At 56.5% G+C, this 17,731-nt stretch carries 15 protein-coding genes; 11 read left to right on the top strand and 4 right to left on the bottom strand.

All coding sequences use genetic code 11. The features are described from left to right. Nucleotides 1-9: 9 nt before the first annotated feature. From leuC to leuL, 4 genes are all read right to left on the bottom strand, one after another. A complete protein-coding gene (gene leuC, locus ACQUTI_RS16235; protein WP_004177417.1) occupies nucleotides 10-1,410 on the bottom strand; it encodes a 3-isopropylmalate dehydratase large subunit in 1,401 nt (466 codons plus the stop codon). 2 nt (nucleotides 1,411-1,412) lie between these two features. Then, the gene (leuB, locus tag ACQUTI_RS16230) at nucleotides 1,413-2,504 is read right to left on the bottom strand and encodes a 3-isopropylmalate dehydrogenase (RefSeq protein ID WP_017901193.1); all 1,092 of its coding nucleotides are present in this window, start codon (nucleotides 2,502-2,504) and stop codon (nucleotides 1,413-1,415) included. Continuing rightward, entirely contained in the window at nucleotides 2,504-4,075 is a 1,572-nt protein-coding gene (gene leuA / locus ACQUTI_RS16225; protein ID WP_004204323.1) for a 2-isopropylmalate synthase, read from the bottom strand. The genes leuB and leuA overlap by 1 nt, the downstream gene beginning before the upstream one ends. Nucleotides 4,076-4,170: 95 nt before the next feature. Beyond that, a complete protein-coding gene (gene leuL, locus ACQUTI_RS16220; RefSeq protein ID WP_017901192.1) occupies nucleotides 4,171-4,257 on the bottom strand; it encodes a leu operon leader peptide in 87 nt (28 codons plus the stop codon). 614 nt (nucleotides 4,258-4,871) lie between these two features. Between leuL and leuO the strand changes: the two genes are divergently transcribed. The 11 genes from leuO (at nucleotide 4,872) to mraY (ending at nucleotide 17,730) form a co-directional block, all read left to right on the top strand. Next, entirely contained in the window at nucleotides 4,872-5,840 is a 969-nt protein-coding gene (gene leuO, locus ACQUTI_RS16215) for a transcriptional regulator LeuO (RefSeq protein ID WP_072140386.1), read from the top strand. A 394-nt stretch (nucleotides 5,841-6,234) separates the two neighbouring features. Continuing rightward, on the top strand, nucleotides 6,235-7,959 hold the full coding sequence (ilvI, locus tag ACQUTI_RS16210) for an acetolactate synthase 3 large subunit (RefSeq protein ID WP_428923319.1): 1,725 nt from the start codon (nucleotides 6,235-6,237) through the stop codon (nucleotides 7,957-7,959). A 2-nt stretch (nucleotides 7,960-7,961) separates the two neighbouring features. Further along, a complete protein-coding gene (ilvN, locus tag ACQUTI_RS16205) occupies nucleotides 7,962-8,453 on the top strand; it encodes an acetolactate synthase small subunit (protein ID WP_002888536.1) in 492 nt (163 codons plus the stop codon). 180 nt (nucleotides 8,454-8,633) lie between these two features. Beyond that, nucleotides 8,634-9,638: a catabolite repressor/activator gene (gene cra / locus ACQUTI_RS16200; protein WP_004145952.1), complete on the top strand. Its 1,005-nt coding sequence runs from the start codon at nucleotides 8,634-8,636 to the stop codon at nucleotides 9,636-9,638. 640 nt (nucleotides 9,639-10,278) lie between these two features. Next, on the top strand, nucleotides 10,279-10,737 hold the full coding sequence (gene mraZ / locus ACQUTI_RS16195) for a division/cell wall cluster transcriptional repressor MraZ (protein ID WP_004204327.1): 459 nt from the start codon (nucleotides 10,279-10,281) through the stop codon (nucleotides 10,735-10,737). Between the two features lie 2 nt (nucleotides 10,738-10,739). Further along, entirely contained in the window at nucleotides 10,740-11,681 is a 942-nt protein-coding gene (rsmH, locus tag ACQUTI_RS16190) for a 16S rRNA (cytosine(1402)-N(4))-methyltransferase RsmH (RefSeq protein ID WP_017901189.1), read from the top strand. After that, a complete protein-coding gene (gene ftsL, locus ACQUTI_RS16185; RefSeq protein WP_002888550.1) occupies nucleotides 11,678-12,043 on the top strand; it encodes a cell division protein FtsL in 366 nt (121 codons plus the stop codon). The genes rsmH and ftsL overlap by 4 nt, the downstream gene beginning before the upstream one ends. Nucleotides 12,044-12,058: 15 nt before the next feature. Continuing rightward, the gene (locus ACQUTI_RS16180) at nucleotides 12,059-13,825 is read left to right on the top strand and encodes a peptidoglycan glycosyltransferase FtsI (protein WP_004204330.1); all 1,767 of its coding nucleotides are present in this window, start codon (nucleotides 12,059-12,061) and stop codon (nucleotides 13,823-13,825) included. Continuing rightward, nucleotides 13,812-15,299 carry a UDP-N-acetylmuramoyl-L-alanyl-D-glutamate--2,6-diaminopimelate ligase gene (gene murE / locus ACQUTI_RS16175; RefSeq protein WP_017901188.1) on the top strand — a complete coding sequence of 496 codons (1,488 nt, stop codon included), beginning with the start codon at nucleotides 13,812-13,814 and terminating at the stop codon, nucleotides 15,297-15,299. The genes ACQUTI_RS16180 and murE overlap by 14 nt, the downstream gene beginning before the upstream one ends. Beyond that, on the top strand, nucleotides 15,296-16,654 hold the full coding sequence (gene murF / locus ACQUTI_RS16170) for a UDP-N-acetylmuramoyl-tripeptide--D-alanyl-D-alanine ligase (RefSeq protein WP_017901187.1): 1,359 nt from the start codon (nucleotides 15,296-15,298) through the stop codon (nucleotides 16,652-16,654). The genes murE and murF overlap by 4 nt, the downstream gene beginning before the upstream one ends. Next, entirely contained in the window at nucleotides 16,648-17,730 is a 1,083-nt protein-coding gene (gene mraY / locus ACQUTI_RS16165; protein WP_004204335.1) for a phospho-N-acetylmuramoyl-pentapeptide-transferase, read from the top strand. The genes murF and mraY overlap by 7 nt, the downstream gene beginning before the upstream one ends. Nucleotide 17,731 lies beyond the last annotated feature (1 nt).

Raw genomic sequence — 17,731 nt, 5'->3', positions numbered from 1 at the left:
ATGGTCTCCTTACTTCAGATTACGGATATCGGCGAAATGGCCGGTCACAGCCGCCGCCGCGGCCATTGCCGGGCTCACCAGGTGCGTGCGTCCGCCGCGGCCCTGACGGCCTTCAAAATTACGGTTGCTGGTGGAGGCGCAGCGCTCGCCCGGGTTCAGGCGGTCGTTGTTCATCGCCAGACACATCGAGCAGCCCGGTAAGCGCCACTCAAAGCCGGCTTCGATAAAGATCTTATCCAGGCCTTCCGCTTCCGCTTGCGCTTTCACCGGACCGGAACCTGGTACCACCAACGCCTGGACGCCCGGCGCCACTTTACGCCCTTTGGCGATTTCCGCCGCGGCGCGCAAATCTTCGATACGCGAGTTGGTACAGGAGCCGATGAACACTTTATCGATAGCCACTTCCGTCAGCGGGATGCCGGATTTCAGTCCCATATAGGCCAGCGCTTTCTCAGCGCTGGCGCGTTCCACCGGGTCGCTGAATGACGCAGGATCGGGGATATTATCGGTGACCGAAATCACCTGGCCTGGGTTGGTGCCCCAGGTCACCTGCGGAGCAATCTCAGCCGCCTGCAGCGTCACCACGGTGTCAAATGTGGCGCCGTCGTCGGTTTTCAGGGTTTTCCAGTACGCCACCGCATCGTCAAAATCTTTGCCTTTCGGCGCGTGCAGACGGCCGCGTACGTAATTGAAGGTGGTTTCATCCGGCGCGACCAGGCCCGCTTTGGCGCCCATCTCGATCGCCATGTTGCACAGGGTCATGCGACCTTCCATGCTCAGATCGCGGATCGCTTCGCCGCAGAATTCCACCACGTGGCCGGTGCCGCCGGCGCTGCCGGTTTTACCAATGATCGCCAACACGATATCTTTGGCGGTGATGCCCGGCGCCGCTTTGCCTTGCACTTCGATTTTCATGGTTTTCGCACGACCCTGTTTCAGGGTCTGGGTCGCCAGCACATGTTCCACTTCGGAAGTGCCGATGCCGAAGGCCAGCGCGCCGAACGCGCCGTGGGTGGCGGTATGGGAGTCGCCGCATACAATGGTCATCCCCGGCAAGGTCACCCCTTGTTCCGGGCCCATTACGTGAACGATGCCCTGGTACGGGTGATTCAGGTCGTACAGCTCAACGCCGAACTCTTTACAGTTCTTAATCAGCTCCTGCATCTGAATGCGGGCCATCTCGCCGGACGCGTTAATGTCTTTGGTCTGCGTCGAGACGTTGTGATCCATGGTGGCGAAGGTTTTACCCGGCTGGCGCACCTGGCGGCCGTGGGCGCGCAGGCCGTCAAAGGCCTGCGGGGAGGTAACTTCATGCACCAGATGGCGGTCGATATACAACAGCGGGGTTTCGTTTTGCGCCTCATACACCACGTGCGCATCAAACAATTTTTCGTATAACGTCTTCGCCATGATTACACCCCTTCTGCGACATAGCGGGCAATGATATCGCCCATTTCATCAGTGCTGACCGCCGCCGTGCCGCGCGCTAAGTCGCCGGTACGAACCCCTTCCTCCAGAGCGCGGTTAATCGCGCTTTCAATTGCGCTCGCCGCCTCGTTAGCGTCAAGGCTATAGCGCAGCAGCAGCGCCAGGGAGAGGATCTGCGCAATCGGGTTAGCGATATTTTTGCCAGCGATATCCGGCGCCGAGCCGCCTGCAGGCTCGTACAGGCCGAAACCTTGTTCGTTAAGGCTGGCGGACGGCAGCATACCCATCGAGCCGGTGATCATTGCGCACTCGTCGGAGAGGATGTCGCCGAACAGGTTGGAGCACAGCAGCACGTCGAACTGAGACGGATCTTTAATCAGCTGCATGGTGGCGTTATCGATATACATATGCGCCAGCTCAACGTCCGGATACTCTTTGCCGATCTCACTGACGATTTCGCGCCACAGAATAGAGGACTGCAGAACGTTGGCTTTATCGATGGAGGTCACTTTGTGACGACGTTTACGGGCAGATTCAAAAGCGATGCGCGCGATACGTTCGATTTCAAAGCGGTGATACACCTCGGTATCAAAAGCTTTCTCATGCTGGCCGCTGCCTTCGCGGCCTTTCGGCTGGCCGAAGTAGATGCCGCCGGTCAGTTCGCGAACGCAGAGAATGTCGAAGCCGTTGGCGGCGATGTCGGCGCGCAGCGGGCAGAACTCTTCCAGCCCCTGATACAGTTTGGCCGGGCGCAGGTTGCTGAACAGTTTGAAGTGTTTACGCAGCGGCAGCAGGGCGCCGCGCTCTGGCTGTTCTGCGGGCGGCAGGTGTTCCCACTTCGGGCCGCCGACGGAGCCGAACAAGATCGCGTCCGCCTGCTCGCATCCGGCGACCGTCGCCTGCGGCAGGGGAGTTCCCTGGCGGTCGATGGCCGCGCCGCCGACGTCGTACTGGCTGGTGGTAATGTGCATGGCAAAACGTTGGCGCACGGCTTCCAGTACTTTCATCGCCTGGTTCATCACTTCCGGGCCAATGCCATCACCTGGCAAAACGGCAATATGGTAATTCTTCGACATTACACGGTTTCCTTATTGTTCTCTTTATTCTGAGCTTTGCGTTGCAATTCTTTTTCGACTTCGGCGGCGCGCCAGATGTTGTTCAGCACATGAACCATCGCTTTGGCTGACGACTCTACGATATCCGTTGCCAGACCAACGCCGTGGAAACGGCGGCCGTTGTAGTCAACGACGATATCCACCTGGCCCAGGGCGTCTTTGCCGTGGCCTTTCGCGCTTAAGCCATATTTCACTAATTCAATGTTGTAATTGGTGACGCGGTTAATCGCCTGGTAGATAGCATCGACCGGACCGTTGCCGTTGGCGGCTTCAGTTTTGATCTCATCCCCGCAGACCAGTTTGATCGAGGCGGTGGCGATATCGCTGGAGCCGGACTGAACGTTGAAGTAATCCAGGCGGAAATGCTCTGGCTCTTCCTGCTGCTTGTTGATAAAGGCCAGCGCTTCCAGATCGTAATCGAAGACCTGTCCTTTTTTGTCCGCCAGCTTCAGGAACGCGTCATACAGATGATCCAGGTTGTAATCGCTCTCCTGGTAGCCCATCTCTTCCATCCGGTGTTTCACCGCCGCGCGGCCGGAACGGGAGGTCAGGTTCAACTGCACCTGGTTCAGACCGATGGATTCCGGGGTCATGATCTCGTAGTTTTCGCGGTTCTTCAGCACGCCGTCCTGGTGGATACCGGAGGAGTGGGCGAAGGCGCCGGTGCCGACGATGGCTTTGTTCGCCGGGATCGGCATGTTGCAGATCTGGCTGACGGTCTGGCTGGTGCGCCAGATTTCATGGTGGTTGATATTGGTGTGCACGTTCATGATGTCTTTGCGCACTTTAATCGCCATGATGACCTCTTCCAGCGCGCAGTTGCCGGCGCGCTCGCCGATACCGTTCATCGCGCCTTCTACCTGGCGAGCTCCGGCGTGGACCGCGGCGAGGGCGTTGCCGACGGCAATGCCCAGGTCATCATGGGTGTGAACGGAGATAATGGCTTTGTCGATATTCGGTACGCGCTCATACAGGCCGCTAATAATGTTGGCGTACTCGAACGGCATGGTGTAGCCGACGGTATCCGGAATATTTATGGTGGTGGCGCCAGCGTTAATCGCTGCTTCCACGACGCGAGCCAGGTCAGCTATTGGCGTACGGCCGGCGTCTTCACAGGAGAATTCGACATCGTTAGTGTAATTGCGCGCCCGCTTCACCATATAAACCGCTCGCTCAATGACTTCATCCAGGGTGCTGCGCAGTTTGGTGGCGATATGCATCGGCGAGGTGGCGATGAAGGTGTGGATACGGAACGCTTCGGCCACCTTTAAGGATTCCGCCGCCACGTCGATATCTTTCTCAACGCAACGCGCCAGAGCGCATACGCGGCTGTTTTTGATGGTGCGCGCGATGGTCTGCACGGATTCAAAATCGCCCGGAGAAGAAACCGGGAAACCGACTTCCATCACGTCAACACCCATGCGCTCGAGGGCCAGAGCGATCTGCAGCTTCTCTTTGACACTCAGGCTTGCCTGTAACGCTTGTTCGCCATCACGTAAGGTCGTATCGAAAATAATGACTTGCTGGCTCATGGTTTGGATCCTTAGTCTGTGTCCTGGCGCCTTGTTGACGAGCATAAAAAAACCCGCGCCAAGGCGCGGGTTTTATAGTCTTGCTGGAAGATGACTTAACGCTGAACGTCACCCAACAGCCTACCGCGCAAATGGCATGCGTTTAGTAGTAGTAGGCTGGTGATGCGAGTGGTGCGAATCATTGCGTCAAACTCCAGATGAAATCGTTATGCTTTTAGAGTTACTGGATAGCCGTTTCAAAGTCAACCCCTGGCATGGAAAAAGCGTTTTTGGTCCACGGCGTGAATTAGCTAATTGTGCTGATGTTTGCCCTTTTTTGCCGAAGATCCTTTTTTGGCCCTGCGGGAGCGCACTGGGATATGTTTCATTTGACAATGTACTTTGCATTAAAGACTTCGCTCACGATGCGCCGCGAGCGAGGCGGCAAAAAATCGCTATCTAAATGAAAAGATTATATTTATTTTTCGTGTGAATATCTTCACCCCTTAACGGCTCTTTTTTCAATGATAAATGGTTGTTAATTTTATGGGGTGGAAAATAAAATGCTTTATTATTGCTTAAGTTACAGTTAATCATTGGTGTTGTTTTTATTTTTCTGAATTATGGTTAAACTCATCATCATTAAGTAACTAGTATGGTTTGAGCAGTTCACCTATTCCGGCGGTACCGGATTTACACTGCCACTCATAGCCTTGATATATTCCTAAAATACACCTTTGCTATTTTGCAAATGTCATTAGCATGATAAATGATATTTTCGCCGCTAATCATAGCGGTTTAGTAAAGGGAATTCATCGTGACGGCGGAACTAGATATGTTAATTGAAAGTCCAGAATATAAATCAGCCCCCGGACAGGAAGTCGTAAAACCTCAACTACGGATGGTTGATCTCAATCTGCTTACCGTTTTTGATGCGGTTATGCAGGAACAGAATATTACCCGTGCCGCCCATACGCTAGGCATGTCTCAACCGGCGGTGAGCAACGCGGTTTCACGTCTGAAAGTGATGTTTAATGATGAACTGTTTGTGCGCTATGGCCGCGGTATTCAGCCGACGGCGCGGGCCTATCAGCTCTTTGGCTCAGTGCGCCAGGCGCTGCAGCTGGTGCAAAACGAATTGCCAGGCTCCGGTTTTGAACCACTGAGCAGTGAGCGTGTTTTCAATCTGTGCGTCTGTAGCCCGCTGGATAACATCCTGACGTCGGTGATTTTTAATAAAGTCGCTGAAATCGCGCCCAATATTCATTTAGTCTTTAAATCAGCGCTTAATCAAAATACGGAACATCAGCTACGTTATCAGGAAACGGAATTTGTGATCGGTTATGAAGAGTTCCGTCGCCCTGAGTTTGCCTGTGTGCCGCTATTCAAAGATGAAATGGTTCTGGTGGCCAGTCGCAACCATCCGCGTATCTCCGGACCGGTGATGGAGGCTGATATTTATCGCGAGGAGCATGCCGCGGTGGCTCTCGATCGGTATGCCTCATTCAGTCTGCCGTGGTATGACACGGCCGATAAACAAGCGCGCATCGCATATCAAGGTAATGCGATGGTCAGCGTATTAAACGTGGTGTCACAAACACAGATGGTGGCCATTGCGCCGCGCTGGTTGGCAAATGAGTTTGCCGATAAGTTAGCGCTGCAAATATTACCTCTACCGCTGAAGGTGAATAGCCGGACCTGCTATCTCTCCTGGCACGAAGCGGCGGGTCGCGATAAAGGCCATCAGTGGATGGAAGAGCTGCTGGTGGATATTTGTCAGCGCTGAGCCGATGGCAATGATCATGAAAGGGGCTTCGGCTCCTTTTTTTATATGATTGAATTACAAGAATGCAGAATTTTATGCTGTTTACTCTTTCAGTTGCTCTCCTCCCGTTAACAAAAAATGGATCAATTCCTGCTATCGCGCCTTTTCTCCGAGTATTTACTATTCTCTTTTCTTATCTCTGAAGCATTCCACCATATTTTCCTCTCTCCGCTTGTTTTTCTTCTTATTCCACTTAGAAAGCCCCTGTCGTGGCGAATTGCCTGCCTGCTGGCGAGCAGTTATGGTAGTGGCATGCAGTCCATTCACCTCAGTGCGGAGGGGTACCCCTTCGCATCGTGCGAGCGCGCGGAAATTGAGTTCCGCTGTCGTAAAACAATAAGCCTGGAGGCAAACCATGGAGATGTTGTCAGGAGCCGAGATGGTCGTCCAATCGCTTGTCGATCAGGGCGTCAAGCAAGTATTCGGCTATCCCGGAGGCGCAGTCCTCGATATCTATGATGCGTTACATACCCTTGGCGGTATCGATCATGTGCTGGTTCGCCACGAGCAGGCGGCGGTGCATATGGCGGATGGTCTGGCGCGAGCGACCGGGGAGGTCGGTGTGGTGCTGGTGACCTCAGGGCCTGGGGCGACGAACGCCATCACCGGTATCGCGACGGCCTATATGGACTCTATCCCGCTGGTGATCCTCTCAGGGCAAGTGGCGACATCGCTTATCGGCTACGATGCCTTCCAGGAGTGCGACATGGTGGGGATTTCCCGACCGGTGGTGAAGCACAGTTTCCTGGTGAAGCAGACCGAAGATATTCCCGGCGTGCTGAAGAAAGCCTTCTGGTTAGCGGCCAGCGGTCGCCCCGGGCCGGTGGTGGTCGATCTGCCGAAGGATATACTCAATCCGGCGAAGAAACTGCCGTACGTCTGGCCAGACGCGGTCAGTATGCGCTCGTATAACCCGACGACCAGCGGCCATAAAGGCCAGATTAAACGCGCCCTGCAGACCCTGGTGGCGGCGAGCAAGCCGGTCGTCTACGTCGGCGGCGGGGCGATCAATGCGCAATGCGAACCACAGCTGCGCGAACTGGTGGAAAAGCTGAAGCTGCCGGTGGCCTCCTCCCTGATGGGGCTGGGCGCTTTCCCGGCGACGCACTCGCAGGCGTTGGGGATGCTGGGCATGCACGGCACCTATGAAGCCAACATGACCATGCACCATTCAGACGTGATTTTTGCCGTCGGCGTTCGCTTTGACGATCGGACCACCAATAACCTGGCCAAATACTGTCCGAACGCGACTGTGCTGCATATTGATATCGATCCGACCTCAATCTCGAAAACCGTGCCGGCAGATGTGCCGATCGTCGGCGATGCCCGGCTGGTGCTGGAACAGATGCTGGAGCTGCTGGAACAGGAAGAGGCGCAGCAGCCGCTGGACGATATTCGCGACTGGTGGCTACAGATTGAGCAGTGGCGCGCCCGCCATTGTCTGCGCTACGACGACCAGAGCGATAAGATCAAACCGCAGGCGGTGATTGAAACGATCTGGCGACTGACCCAGGGCGATGCCTATGTCACTTCCGATGTGGGTCAGCACCAGATGTTCGCCGCCCTTTATTACCCCTTCGACAAACCGCGGCGCTGGATTAACTCCGGTGGTCTCGGCACCATGGGCTTTGGCCTACCGGCAGCGCTGGGGGTCAAAATGGCTCTGCCGGACGAAATGGTCGTCTGCGTGACCGGTGACGGCAGTATCCAGATGAATATTCAGGAACTTTCTACCGCGCTGCAATATGAACTGCCGGTCCTGGTGCTTAACCTCAACAACCGCTATCTGGGGATGGTGAAGCAGTGGCAGGATATGCTCTATTCCGGGCGCCACTCGCAGTCCTATATGGAGTCGCTGCCGGACTTTGTGCGTCTGGCGGAAGCCTATGGCCACGTTGGCATCCGCATCAGTGAGCCACAGGAACTGGAGACGAAGCTTGCTGAAGCCCTGGAGCAGGTGCAACAGCGCCGGCTGGTGTTTGTCGATGTCACCGTCGACGGCAGTGAGCATGTGTACCCCATGCAGATCCGCGGCGGCGGCATGGATGAAATGTGGTTGAGCAAAACGGAGAGGACCTGATTATGCGCCGGATATTATCGGTATTACTGGAAAACGAATCGGGCGCATTGTCCCGCGTTATCGGCCTCTTTTCCCAGCGCGGCTATAATATAGAAAGCCTGACTGTCGCGCCGACAGACGATCCGACCCTCTCCAGGATGACCATCCAGACCGTGGGCGATGAAAAAGCGATCGAGCAGATTGAAAAGCAACTGCACAAGCTGGTGGATGTCCTGCGGGTCAGCGAACTGGGGCAGGGGGCTCATGTCGAACGTGAAATCATGCTGGTGAAGGTCCAGGCCAGCGGTTACGGCCGTGAAGAAGTGAAGCGCAACACCGAAATCTTTCGTGGACAGATTATCGACGTGACGCCTTCTATCTATACCGTCCAGCTCGCCGGCACCAGCGATAAGCTCGACGCCTTCCTGGCCTCGCTGCGCGATGTCGCTCGGATCGTGGAAGTGGCTCGCTCCGGCGTGGTCGGCCTGTCTCGCGGTGATAAAATCATGCGCTGAGGATCGGGAATTGATGCAAAAATAGCCCGGCAGCGACTGTCGGGCTTTTTTTTTGCGAAATCAGTAGGAACTGTAAGCGAAAGCGGTTGCTGCGCTAACTATTCTGCGTTTAGATGTTATAAAAAGGGTTCCATACCTGAATAATGGTTATGTTTGGCACTTCTTACCCAAGGGGCAATTGTGAAACTGGATGAAATCGCCCGGCTGGCCGGTGTTTCAAGAACCACCGCGAGCTATGTGATTAATGGCAAAGCGAAGCAGTACCGCGTAAGCGACAAGACGGTCGAAAAGGTGATGGCTGTCGTGCGAGAGCACAACTATCATCCGAATGCGGTCGCTGCTGGCCTGCGTGCAGGACGCACACGCTCTATCGGTCTGGTGATCCCGGATCTGGAAAACACCAGCTATACCCGCATTGCAAATTATCTGGAGCGGCAGGCGCGCCAGCGCGGCTATCAGCTGCTGATTGCCTGCTCGGAGGATCAGCCCGATAACGAAATGCGCTGTATCGAGCATCTGCTACAGCGCCAGGTGGACGCCATCATTGTTTCCACCTCGCTGCCGCCGGAGCACCCTTTTTATCAGCGCTGGGCTAACGATCCGTTTCCGATTGTCGCCCTCGACCGCGCCCTTGACCGCGAGCACTTCACCAGCGTCGTCGGCGCTGACCAGGATGATGCCGAGATGCTCGCCGCCGAGTTGCGGACTTTTCCCGGCGAAACGGTGCTTTATCTGGGCGCGCTGCCGGAACTGTCGGTGAGCTTCCTGCGCGAGCAAGGCTTCCGTAAAGCCTGGCAGGACGATCCGCGTGAGGTGCATTATCTCTATGCCAACAGCTACGAGCGAGAAGCGGCGGCCCAGCTGTTTGAGAAATGGCTTGAAACCCATCCGATGCCGCAGGCGCTGTTCACCACCTCTTTCCCGTTGCTGCAGGGCGTCATGGATGTGACGCTGCGCCGTGAGGGTAAACTGCCTTCCGAGCTGGCGATCGCCACCTTCGGCGATAATGAGCTGCTCGATTTCCTGCAGTGTCCGGTACTGGCCGTGGCCCAGCGCCATCGCGATGTCGCTGAGCGGGTGCTCGAGATCGTCCTCGCCAGCCTCGATGAACCGCGCAAGCCGAAGCCGGGCCTCAGCCGTATTCGTCGTAATCTTTATCGCCGCGGCAGCCTGAATCGCCGTTAAGGGCGCAATATCGTCAGCATCCAGGATTATTCCTGGCAGGCCTGCCAGAGAGCAGGCCGCTGGCGATAAATCAGGCAACTGACGTCCAGAATGCAAAACTGAATATATTTCAGACAAATCCCTAAACTTCTTTACGCGTTATTTTGTTTTATTCCCTGGCAATCGTTTTGTGACTCAAAACAGGACACAAAAAATGATGGTGCAGGCTTTAATTGTATTATTTTGTTACATTCACCAGGTTAATTGCTGAATTAACACCCATTTTGTTCGCCACTACCGTTCTCCCCTGCCTTATCCCGCGCCTGGTCCACCCCTCAGGCAGCAACAGGTACTGTTAACGGCCGGCATAATGGCCTAAAATGCCGCTCGCGTCGCAAACTGACACTTTATATTTTCCCGCCGAAGATATTTTGTTGTTTATAACTGTTACGAGTTTGTTGGTTATTTTCTTACACGTATTCATAACGTTAATTTGCCTCGCCTGTTGATGAATTTTTCATCAGGGCTAATGTCGGCTGTAAATAATGGGTTTTTGAGCTCCGTTGGCATTCGTGCTGGCTTGACAAGCTTTTCCTCCGCTCCGTAAACTCCTTCTGGTGGGAATTTGTGGGATAAAGTGGCGAAAAGGGGTGAGGCTGGCATGTTCCGTGGAGCAACGTTAGTCAATCTCGACAGCAAAGGCCGCCTGGCCGTGCCAACGCGCTATCGCGATGGGCTGATCGAGGACGCTGCCGGTCAATTGGTATGCACCATTGACATTCATCACCCGTGCCTGCTGCTTTATCCATTGCCTGAATGGGAAGTCATCGAGCAGAAATTGTCGCGTTTATCGAGCATGAATCCCGTTGAGCGGCGCGTACAGCGTTTGCTTCTGGGTCATGCCAGCGAATGTCAGATGGATAATGCTGGTCGCTTGCTGATTGCGCCGGTGTTACGGCAGCATGCCGGGCTGACAAAAGAAGTGATGCTGGTCGGGCAGTTTAATAAATTTGAACTGTGGGACGAAACGACCTGGTATCAACGGGTCAAGGAAGATATCGACGCTGAGCAGTCCGCGACCGGTGAACTGTCGGAGCGCCTGCAGGATTTGTCTTTATAAAAATGATGGAAAATTTTAAACACACTACGGTACTTCTGGATGAAGCCGTCAACGGCCTCAATATTCGTCCAGACGGTATCTATATTGATGGTACCTTTGGTCGCGGCGGTCACTCGCGCCTGATCCTCTCCCGGCTGGGAGCGGAAGGACGCTTGCTGGCAATCGATCGCGATCCACAGGCGATTGCCGTCGCGCAAACCATCGATGATCCCCGCTTTTCCATCGTACATGGTCCATTTTCACAGCTTGCTGATTATGTCGGCGAGCGCAATCTTACCGGTAAGATCGACGGCATTCTGCTCGATCTCGGCGTCTCTTCCCCACAGCTTGACGATGCGGAACGCGGTTTTTCCTTTATGCGCGACGGACCGCTGGATATGCGCATGGATCCGACGCGCGGTCAGTCTGCGGCCGAATGGTTGCAGACCGCTGAAGAAGCGGATATCGCCTGGGTGATTAAAACCTTCGGCGAAGAGCGTTTCGGCAAACGGATTGCCCGCGCGATCGTTGAACGTAATCGCATTGCACCGATGACTCGCACCAAAGAGCTGGCGGAGGTCATCGCCGCGGCTATGCCGGTAAAAGATAAGCACAAACATCCCGCGACCCGTACCTTCCAGGCGGTGCGCATTTGGGTAAACAGTGAACTGGAGGAGATAGAGCAGGCGCTAAAAAGCTCGCTCAGCGTGCTGGCCCCGGGTGGGCGGCTGTCGATCATTAGTTTTCATTCGCTGGAAGATCGCATTGTAAAGCGCTTTATGCGCGAGCAAAGCCGCGGTCCGCAGGTTCCGGCGGGAATACCGATGACCGAATCGCAGCTCAAAAAACTGGGCGGCCGTGAGTTACGAGCACTAGGCAAGTTGATGCCGGGCGAAGAAGAGGTGGCAGAGAATCCACGCGCCCGTAGTTCAGTGCTGCGTATTGCAGAGAGGACGAACGCATGATCGGCAGAGTGACAGAGGCCTTAAGCAAGGTTAAAGGGTCGATTGGAAGCAACGAGCGCCATGCTTTGCCTGGCGTGATCGGGGACGACCTTCTGCGGTTTGGGAAACTGCCACTCTGCCTGTTCATTTGCATCATTATTACGGCGATTACCGTGGTCACCACCGCGCACCACACGCGCCTGCTGACCGCGCAGCGTGAACAACTGGTTCTGGAACGCGACGCCCTGGACATTGAATGGCGCAACCTGATCCTCGAAGAGAACGCGCTCGGCGATCACAGTCGGGTTGAGCGGATCGCGACCGAGAAGTTGCAGATGCAGCACGTCGATCCATCCCAAGAAAATATCGTTGTACAGAAATAAGGATTATTGCGACGGATGAAAGCAGCGCCAAAAACGCCTAAAGCAAAACGTCAGGAAGAACAGGCCAACTTTATCAGTTGGCGTTTTGCGTTGCTGTGCGGCTGTATTCTACTGGCGCTGGCTTTTCTGCTGGGGCGGGTTGCCTGGCTACAGGTAGTCAGCCCGGACATGCTGGTGCGCCAGGGCGATATGCGTTCTCTGCGCGTACAGGAAGTATCCACCGCGCGCGGGATGATTACCGACCGCTCCGGTCGTCCGCTTGCGGTCAGCGTGCCGGTGAAGGCTATCTGGGCCGATCCAAAAGAACTTCATGATGCCGGCGGGGTAACCCTGGATACGCGCTGGAAGGCGCTGGCGGATGCCCTCAATATGCCGCTGGATCAGCTGGCGACGCGCATCAATACCAATCCGCGGATGCGTTTCATCTATCTGGCGCGTCAGGTTAACCCTGACATGGCCGACTACATCAAAAAACTGAAGCTGCCGGGCATTCATCTGCGTGAAGAATCCCGTCGTTACTACCCTTCCGGGGAAGTGACCGCTCACCTCATCGGCTTTACCAACGTCGACAGCCAGGGGATTGAAGGGGTCGAAAAGAGCTTTGATAAATGGCTTACCGGCCAGCCGGGCGAGCGTATCGTGCGTAAAGACCGCTATGGCCGGGTAATTGAAGACATCTCTTCCACCGACAGCCAGGCGGCGCACAACCTGGCGCTGAGCATCGACGAGCGTCTGCAGGCGCTGGTCTATCGTGAGCTGAACAACGCCGTGGCCTTTAACAAAGCCGAGTCCGGCAGCGCGGTGTTAGTGGACGTGAACACCGGCGAAGTGCTGGCGATGGCCAACAGCCCGTCCTACAACCCAAACAACTTTGCCGGCACGGCGAAAGACACCATGCGTAACCGCGCCATCACCGACGTGTTCGAACCGGGTTCGACGGTGAAGCCGATGGTGGTGATGACGGCGCTGCAGCGCGGTATCGTCAACGAAAATACCGTGCTCAATACCGTGCCTTATCGAATTAACGGCCACGAAATTAAAGACGTGGCGCGCTACAGCGAATTGACCCTGACCGGGGTACTACAGAAGTCGAGTAACGTCGGTGTTTCTAAGCTGGCGTTAGCGATGCCGTCCTCAGCGTTAGTAGATACTTACTCACGTTTTGGGCTTGGAAAGGCGACCAATTTGGGGTTGGTCGGAGAACGCAGTGGCTTATATCCTCAAAAACAACGGTGGTCTGACATAGAGAGGGCCACCTTTTCTTTCGGCTACGGGCTAATGGTAACCCCGTTACAGTTAGCGCGAGTCTACGCAACGATTGGCAGCTACGGCATCTATCGCCCGCTGTCGATTACCAAAGTTGATCCACCGGTTCCGGGCGAACGTGTCTTCCCGGAATCACTCGTTCGTACCGTCGTTCATATGATGGAAAGCGTGGCGCTGCCTGGCGGCGGCGGCGTGAAAGCGGCGATCAAAGGCTATCGCATCGCGATTAAAACCGGTACGGCGAAAAAAGTGGGGCCGGATGGCCGCTACATCAACAAATATATTGCTTACACCGCAGGCGTTGCGCCCGCCAGCCATCCGCGCTTTGCGCTGGTGGTGGTGATCAACGACCCGCAGGCAGGTAAATACTACGGTGGCGCCGTTTCCGCGCCGGTGTTCGGTGCCATCATGGGCGGCGTATTGCGCACCATGAACATCGAGCCGGATGCGCTGGCAACGGGCGAAAAAAGTGAATTTGTAATTAATCAAGGCGAGGGAACAGGTGGCAGATCGTAATTTGCGCGACCTTCTCGCTCCATGGGTGCCAAACGCACCGGAGCGCATTCTGCGAGAGATGACGCTGGACAGCCGGGTGGCTGCTTCCGGCGATCTCTTTATCGCGGTACAGGGTCATCAGGCGGACGGGCGTCGTTATATCCCGCAGGCGATAGCGCAAGGTGTGGCTGCCATTATTGCTGAAGCCCAGGGCGAAGCTAAAGACGGTGAGATCCGTGAAATGCACGGCGTGCCGGTTATCTACCTGAGCCAGCTTAACGAACGCTTATCGGCGCTGGCCGGGCGTTTTTATCATCAGCCGTCGCAGCAACTGCGTCTGGTGGGCGTGACCGGTACCAACGGCAAAACCACCACCACCCAGCTTCTGGCGCAATGGGCGAAACTACTCGGCGAAACCAGCGCGGTGATGGGGACCGTCGGCAACGGCCTGCTGGATAAAGTGGTGCCGAGCGAAAACACCACCGGTTCTGCGGTCGATGTTCAGCACGTGCTTTCCGGCCTGGTCGAGCAGGGGGCAACCTTCGGCGCGATGGAAGTCTCTTCCCACGGGCTGGTACAGCACCGCGTGGCGGCTCTGCAGTTTGCCGCCTCGGTATTTACCAACCTGAGCCGCGACCACCTCGACTACCATGGCGACATGGCGCACTACGAAGCGGCAAAATGGCTACTGTACTCCACCCACCATTGCGGTCAGGCCATCGTCAACGCTGACGATGAAGTCGGTCGTCGCTGGCTGGCGAAGCTGCCGGACGCGGTGGCGGTGTCGATGGAAGATCATATCAATCCGAACTGCCACGGCCGCTGGCTGAAGGCCACCGCGGTTAACTATCACGACAGCGGCGCCACCATCCAGTTTGACTCCAGCTGGGGCAACGGTGAAATCGAAAGCCGCCTGATGGGCGCCTTTAACGTTAGCAACCTCCTGTTGGCGCTGGCCACGCTGCTGGCGCTGGGCTATCCGCTGGCCGATCTGCTGAAAACTGCGGCGCGTTTACAGCCGGTATGCGGCCGTATGGAAGTGTTCAGCGCGCCCGGTAAACCGGCGGTGGTGGTGGATTATGCCCATACCCCTGACGCGCTGGAAAAAGCGCTGCAGGCCGCGCGCCTGCACTGCAGCGGCAAGCTGTGGTGCGTCTTCGGCTGCGGCGGCGACCGTGACAAAGGCAAGCGTCCGCTGATGGGGGCGATTGCAGAAGAGTTCGCCGATATTGTGGTCGTCACTGACGACAACCCGCGTACCGAAGAACCGCGGGCGATTATCAACGATATTCTGGCCGGCATGCTCGATGCAGGTCATGCAAAAGTGATGGAAGGCCGTGCGGAAGCGGTGACCAACGCCGTGATGCAGGCGCAGGAGAACGACGTGGTGCTGGTGGCGGGTAAAGGCCATGAAGATTACCAGATCGTCGGTAACCGTCGTCTGGATTATTCCGACCGCGTCACCGTCGCGCGTCTGCTGGGAGCGGTAGCATGATTCGCTTTACGTTAAGCCAGCTCGCCGCGATCGCCCATGGCGAACGGCAGGGTAGCGATATCGCTATCGACGAGGTGACCACCGACACCCGTAAAGTCACAGCGGGCTGCCTGTTTGTGGCGCTAAAAGGCGAGCGTTTCGACGCCCATGATTTTGCCGAACAGGCAAAAGCGGCAGGCGCCGGCGCGCTGCTGGTGAGCCGTCCGCTGGCCTGCGATCTCCCGCAGGTGATCGTGAAAGATACCCGGCAGGCTTTCGGCGAGTTAGCCGCCTGGGTCCGTCAGCAGGTGCCGACCCGCGTCGTCGCCCTAACCGGCTCGTCAGGTAAAACCTCGGTCAAAGAGATGACCGCGGCGATCCTCAGCCAGTGCGGCAACACGCTGTATACCGCCGGCAACCTGAACAACGATATCGGCGTACCGATGACTCTGCTGCGTCTGACCAAAGAACATCAGTACGCGGTGATTGAGCTCGGCGCCAACCACCAGGGCGAAATCGCCTGGACCGTCAGCCTGACGCGTCCTGAAGCGGCGCTGGTCAACAACCTTGCCGCCGCGCACCTTGAAGGTTTCGGCTCGCTGGCGGGCGTGGCGAAGGCGAAGGGCGAAATCTATACCGGTCTGCCGGAAAACGGCATCGCCATTCTCAATGCCGACAACAACGACTGGCTGAACTGGCAGGCAGTGATTGGCGATCGCAAAGTGTGGCGCTTCTCACCGAATGCGGCCAACAGCGATTTCACTGCGACTAACGTGCAGATCACCAGCCACGGCACCGAATTTACGCTGCAGACTCCAACCGGTAACGTTGATGTACTGCTGCCGCTGCCGGGACGCCACAACATCGCTAACGCGCTGGCGGCGACCTCGCTGGCGATGGCGGTAGGCGCCGATCTGGCGGCGGTGAAAGCCGGTCTGGCGCAGCTGCAGGCCGTTCCGGGACGTCTGTTCCCGATCCGCCTGACCGAGAGCCAGCTGCTGCTGGATGACTCCTATAACGCTAACGTCGGTTCGATGACCGCAGCGGTGCAGGTCCTGTCAGAGATGCCGGGCTTCCGGACGATGGTGGTCGGCGATATGGCCGAACTTGGCGCGGAAAGCGCGGCTTGCCACCGTGAAGTCGGCGAAGCGGCGAAAGCGGCAGGCCTGGATCGCGTTCTCAGCGTCGGCGCCTTGAGCGCGGATATCAGCCACGCCAGCGGCGTGGGCGAACATTTTAACGATAAAGCCGCCGTGGTGGCTCGCCTGCGCGAGCTGCTGGCTGAGCATAAGATAATGACCATTTTAGTGAAGGGTTCACGTAGTGCCGCCATGGAAGAGGTAGTACGCGCATTACAGGAGACTGGGACATGTTAGTATGGCTGGCCGAACATTTGGTCAAATATTATTCCGGCTTTAACGTCTTTTCGTATCTGACGTTTCGCGCCATCGTCAGCCTGCTGACCGCGCTGTTCATCTCTCTGTGGATGGGCCCGCGCATGATCGCCCGTCTGCAAAAACTCTCCTTCGGCCAGGTGGTTCGTAACGACGGTCCGGAGTCTCATTTCAGTAAGCGCGGTACCCCGACCATGGGGGGGATCATGATCCTCACCGCGATCACCGTGTCGGTGCTGCTGTGGGCTTACCCGTCCAACCCGTACGTCTGGTGTGTGCTGACGGTGCTGATCGGCTACGGCATCATCGGCTTCGTTGATGACTACCGTAAAGTGGTGCGCAAAGACACCAAAGGCCTGATCGCCCGCTGGAAGTACTTCTGGATGTCGGTGATTGCCCTTGGGGTCGCCTTTGCCCTGTATCTGGCGGGGAAAGACACCCCGGCGACCGAGCTGGTGGTGCCGTTCTTTAAAGACGTCATGCCGCAGCTGGGGCTGTTCTATATCCTGCTGGCCTACTTCGTGATCGTCGGCACTGGCAACGCGGTTAACCTGACCGACGGTCTCGACGGCCTGGCGATCATGCCCACCGTCTTCGTCGCGGCGGGTTTTGCGCTGGTGGCGTGGGCGACCGGTAACATGAATTTCGCCAACTACCTGCACATTCCTTATCTGCGCCACGCCGGCGAACTTGTGATCGTCTGTACGGCGATCGTCGGCGCGGGGCTAGGCTTTCTGTGGTTTAACACCTACCCGGCGCAGGTCTTTATGGGCGACGTCGGTTCGCTGGCGCTCGGTGGCGCGCTGGGTATTATCGCCGTGCTGCTGCGTCAGGAATTCCTGCTGGTGATTATGGGCGGCGTTTTCGTGGTGGAGACCCTGTCGGTGATTCTGCAGGTTGGCTCCTTTAAGCTGCGCGGTCAGCGTATCTTCCGCATGGCGCCGATCCACCACCACTATGAACTGAAAGGCTGGCCGGAGCCGCGCGTTATCGTGCGCTTCTGGATTATTTCGCTGATGCTGGTGCTGATTGGCCTGGCGACGCTGAAGGTACGTTAAT

Source organism: Klebsiella sp. 7-CIP_Kleb., from assembly GCF_050378655.1.
GTDB lineage: Bacteria > Pseudomonadota > Gammaproteobacteria > Enterobacterales > Enterobacteriaceae > Klebsiella > Klebsiella quasipneumoniae.
Note: the sequence above shows the minus strand (reverse complement) of the source record. Positions and strands in the feature narration are given on the sequence as shown.